Origin of the sequence: uncultured Campylobacter sp., from assembly GCF_937890585.1 — a bacterium.
In the GTDB taxonomy this organism is placed as follows: Bacteria; Campylobacterota; Campylobacteria; order Campylobacterales; family Campylobacteraceae; genus Campylobacter_A.
Window position 1 is genome coordinate 1 of sequence record NZ_CALACG010000012.1, and the last position, 3,949, is coordinate 3,949.

At 37.9% G+C, this 3,949-nt stretch carries 7 protein-coding genes; all 7 read right to left on the reverse strand.

All coding sequences use genetic code 11. From position 1 onward, the window contains the following. A partial coding sequence (locus Q0296_RS00210) for a phage tail protein (RefSeq protein WP_298035591.1) occupies positions 1–497 on the reverse strand: 497 nt, incomplete at its 3' end. Between the two features lie 11 nt (positions 498–508). Further along, positions 509–1,120 carry a phage tail protein gene (locus Q0296_RS00215; protein ID WP_298035592.1) on the reverse strand — a complete coding sequence of 204 codons (612 nt, stop codon included), beginning with the start codon at positions 1,118–1,120 and terminating at the stop codon, positions 509–511. Further along, entirely contained in the window at positions 1,113–2,153 is a 1,041-nt protein-coding gene (locus Q0296_RS00220; RefSeq protein WP_298035593.1) for a baseplate J/gp47 family protein, read from the reverse strand. The genes Q0296_RS00215 and Q0296_RS00220 overlap by 8 nt, the downstream gene beginning before the upstream one ends. Continuing rightward, a complete protein-coding gene (locus tag Q0296_RS00225) occupies positions 2,150–2,431 on the reverse strand; it encodes a GPW/gp25 family protein (protein ID WP_103644895.1) in 282 nt (93 codons plus the stop codon). Before Q0296_RS00225 ends, Q0296_RS00220 begins: the two co-directional genes overlap by 4 nt. 59 nt (positions 2,432–2,490) lie before the next feature. Further along, a complete protein-coding gene (locus tag Q0296_RS00230) occupies positions 2,491–3,123 on the reverse strand; it encodes a phage baseplate assembly protein V (protein WP_298035596.1) in 633 nt (210 codons plus the stop codon). Further along, positions 3,120–3,506 (reverse strand): hypothetical protein, encoded by a 387-nt coding sequence (locus tag Q0296_RS00235; RefSeq protein ID WP_298035594.1) that lies wholly within the window; start codon positions 3,504–3,506, stop codon positions 3,120–3,122. Before Q0296_RS00235 ends, Q0296_RS00230 begins: the two co-directional genes overlap by 4 nt. A gap of 1 nt (position 3,507) precedes the next feature. After that, positions 3,508–3,795, reverse strand: coding sequence for a hypothetical protein (locus Q0296_RS00240; RefSeq protein ID WP_298035595.1), 288 nt, complete (start codon positions 3,793–3,795; stop codon positions 3,508–3,510). Positions 3,796–3,949: the final 154 nt, after the last annotated feature.

Genomic DNA, 3,949 nt, shown 5'->3' on the forward strand with positions numbered 1-3,949 from the left:
TCTTTTTTGGTGTATGCGTCGATTTTGTCGGTCTTTTTTAAAAATTGATTTTCGCTCCACTTTCTTGTAGCAAGTACTACGTTATTATCGACTTTTAATATAATGCTATCACTCGCGTTTGCGATTTGCAGTTTAAAATTTAGCGTTATATCTTTGCTTGACCCCTCGTTTAAAAGTGGCTTGTAAGTATCTGCTAACCTTGCAACTGCAAAGAGTGAGCCATCTTCGCAAAAAATACCAGCCGTTTTGATATAAAATCCGCCAACTTCAGGCGGTATGATGGCATCGACGTCAAGGATATTATTATCGTTTTCGTCTATCGTTATGGCATTTATAGCGCCTCTATATTTTTCATTTGGTATTGATGTGGTCTGCTCGCTTAGCTCTCCATCATAGTCACTTACTACGATCTCTTTTAGCGCTATCTTCGATCCATCGCTAGCGGTTTTTAGTAGCTTATTTATGCCGTTTGCTGTTAAAAGTGTGTATTGTTTCATTTATCCGTCCTTTATCTTGTTAAAACTCTTATTGCATCGATTGGTATGCTTATGATCTCATTTATTTGCGTAGCTGCGCCAAATTTAAAATGCGCGTGTTCGTTTATGTTTGATACTACGTAAGGATATACGCTTATGCTTTCACCGATAAACGTGTAAGAGTAAGCTTTTAAATTTATGCCAGCAGTCGCTTTTATGCTTGCTCCATCATAGACGCTACGCACGTTTTTATATGTTTTGATTAGCTTATCGGTCTTTGCTGCTTGTTCCTTGCTTAGTCCTTTGCTTGCATCCAAAATAAGCTTAAAATGATAAGGCTCACCGCCGTATTCACTCCACTGCTTTGTACTTGCACCGCTATAATATGCCTTTAATCCAGCTTCTAAGCTCTCACTTGTTCCTTCAAAAAAGTATGTTTTAAGCGGTGCTTTTAGTAGCTCTTTTGTCTCATCTATGCTTAGACTTTTTGGCTCGGTATCAAATTGATGAGCTAAATACGCTCTATTTATGTCGGTTTGGTTATAAAAAAAATGTTCATCAAAGGCTAAATACTCATCCATTTTTGGCGCAAAAACTTCATCAACCCTAAAAAGTGCATCGTTATAGGCTCTTAGATCAAGCATGATTAGCCTTGTTGATTTGAAGTGAATTTAATATAATAATGCTATCTCGATCGGCTACTGGGATTGGCGTTTTTACCTCAACGGATGCCGTATTTTCATCAAAAGCCACTTCAATGAGCTGCGAGATGTGTGGCGTTTCATTAATCTTTAGTGTGTTAAAAAACTCTTTTAGCCTAAAATCTGCATTCGCTAAAATTTCATTAAACATAAAATTTTGCTTTGGTGCGATCTCAATAACTAGATCAAGATTTATTTTATTAGCCTCTTTTATGCGTACATCATCAGTTAGTGGGATTTTGTCTTTTAATGCCTCTTTGATCTTTTCCTTAGCTATTTGTGGCTCAAATTTTGATAAATATATCACTTGCACCACTCCAGCACTTAACTGATATACGCTTGCTTTGTTTATACCCTCGACACTTAAGACGTGAAAAAGATAGGCTTTTTCGCTGCCTGCAGTGCTAAAGCGATGAAGTGCTAACAAAAATCTATCCCTCAACTCGTCATCGCTCTCTCGCGACTTAAAGCCACTAAAAGGCTCTTTTATGTTTATCTCGGTTATATAGATGTTTGGTATTTCAAGTGTCGTAGTTTCGTAAGGCTCTTTAAAATAGTCTGCCGCTTCGATCTCAACTATCGCCGTGTCACTTACGTATATATCTTTTAGCAGATATGCAAAATGCCCTTTGGTGTCTGTGAATTTAGTGCCTTTACTTAGAAAAGTTGAGCTATTTACTTTTATTTCGACCTTTGCGATCGGTTTTATCTCTTCATTCCGCTTTATGCCGATTAGCTTTACAAGCTCATCAAGATACTCGCCTTTGCTGAAAAGTAGGTAATTTTGAGAAATTTTGACGTTTGTAAGCTCGATAAAGTTGTTAAGCTTAAACAAAAATATATCAATAAGCGTCATATAATCATCCCCTATTAGTGGGGTATAGTCTAACTTTCCGCTCTTTGTTTTAAACTCACTTATGATAGCTTCTCGCTCTTTGTCTATATCGAGTGGTTTTATAAAATTTGGCACTTTCATATATTCAGCCTTAAAAATTTAGCTTCTTTATCTTGTGTGTATGATATTTCGCAGATGATCGAGCCATTATCGTCCTCAAAGCTTATGCTGTCAGTTTGAATGCGTGGCTCGTGCTTTTTGATCTGCTCGGTTATATCCTCTTTTAGCGCCAACAGATTATAAAGATCGGCGCTTTTGTCTATATGCCTATCAAGTCCAAAAAGAGGGCGTAAGGTCTTTGTATATTTGTTTGTGATAAAAATACGCCTTAAATTTTCCTCTACTTCGATTTGATACATTTTTGCCCTTTTTTTGCTTTGATTGTATAAAATGACATAGACAAAAATTTACAAGGGGGTTAATCTCTAGTGTAGCCGTGGTTAGTGTGATTTGTTAGATCCCCTTTTGTGTCTGTGATGCTGCCGCCGATCCTTGCGCTACCGCCTGCGCTTAAATTTGCCCCTATTTTTACATCACCAGTTATTTTTAAATTTCCATTGATACTAAACTCGCCACTTCCGCCGCCGTCTCCTGATGTGGTGATCGCGCCTTGTATGTTTGTGTTGCCTAAAATTTGCACACTAGGACTTTTTATAGTGGTTTTTTGCGCGGTTAAATTTGCGTTTTTGCAAGTTACGTTTATGTCGTTTTGCACCACTATATTTATTACTTTTGGATTTGTGATTTCAAGCGTTGAGCTTGATGTGTCGTAGCTTATTATCGTGCCGTCCTCGTACTGGCTTACTTCTTTTGTTGTGCTAGCACCGCTTGGCGCGCTAAAGCTCGCATTTAAAAAACTGCCTATCGCGATCTTTGCTCCACCAAAATCGACTAGCATAACTTGCTCGCCAACTCGCGGCGGTGTAAAGCTTCTTTTGTACGAATTTGCAAATTGCAAGTAAGGTATAAAAGGTGTTATAGTGCCTAAATAATCAACCCTTACAAGCTCGTTTTTAACCTCGCAGATTTTGCCTAAAAATAGCTCTCTCATGCTTCCCAAAGCTCACTTTTATAATAAATTTTTAGCGCGATCGTGCTTAGAATATACTCATCATCGTATAGCTCAAAACTCTCACGATTTAGGCTTGTTTGCTCTATCTTTAGAAATTTGCTTTTATACTCTTTTAGTGCATTTAAAACGGCTTTTATTACCTCATTTGATGCGTTGTATTTCGCAGTTATCATCCGCACCTCAACGCTTAGAGCGTGCGAGATGCTAACAAATGCATCGTTTTCGATGGTGTCATCAGTGTCTTTTATGATGATTATGGGTAGGTCTTTGCGCTCAAATGCTGGAGTTAAAAAAAGCTCCACATTTTCGCAAAGTGGCTTAAGCAGGGTAAAAAGATCGTTAATGATTGTTTCTCTTTGCATTTTATGTCTCTTTTAGATATAGCCGTTTTGTTACTTGGTTTTCAAGCTCAATTTTGGTGATGATATAGCCTTGCTCGTTTATCATTACCTCATCTTTTACTCTTAGCTTTATGCCGTCGTCATCGTTGATTAGTGCTGTTGTTTGCGTTGCAACTGCGCCGTCATCAAAGATCACTTTTGTGTATTTGTTAAAGTGGCAATTAAGCGCTATATCATCTTTTGTTAAAGTGGCGTTTGTCTTTACAAAAAGGCTTTTTACGTCTCTTTTTACCATCTGCATATTTAGCATTTAACCCTCGATGCCGTCTAAATCAACGCCTAAGTCATTATCGCCTTCGTCTGCTTGTTTTTTGACTTGTTCTTCCTGCTCTTTAGCTTGTTGTTTTGCTGCCTTTTCCTGCTCTTTAGCTTGTTGTTTTGCTGCCTTTTCCTGCTCTTTTACG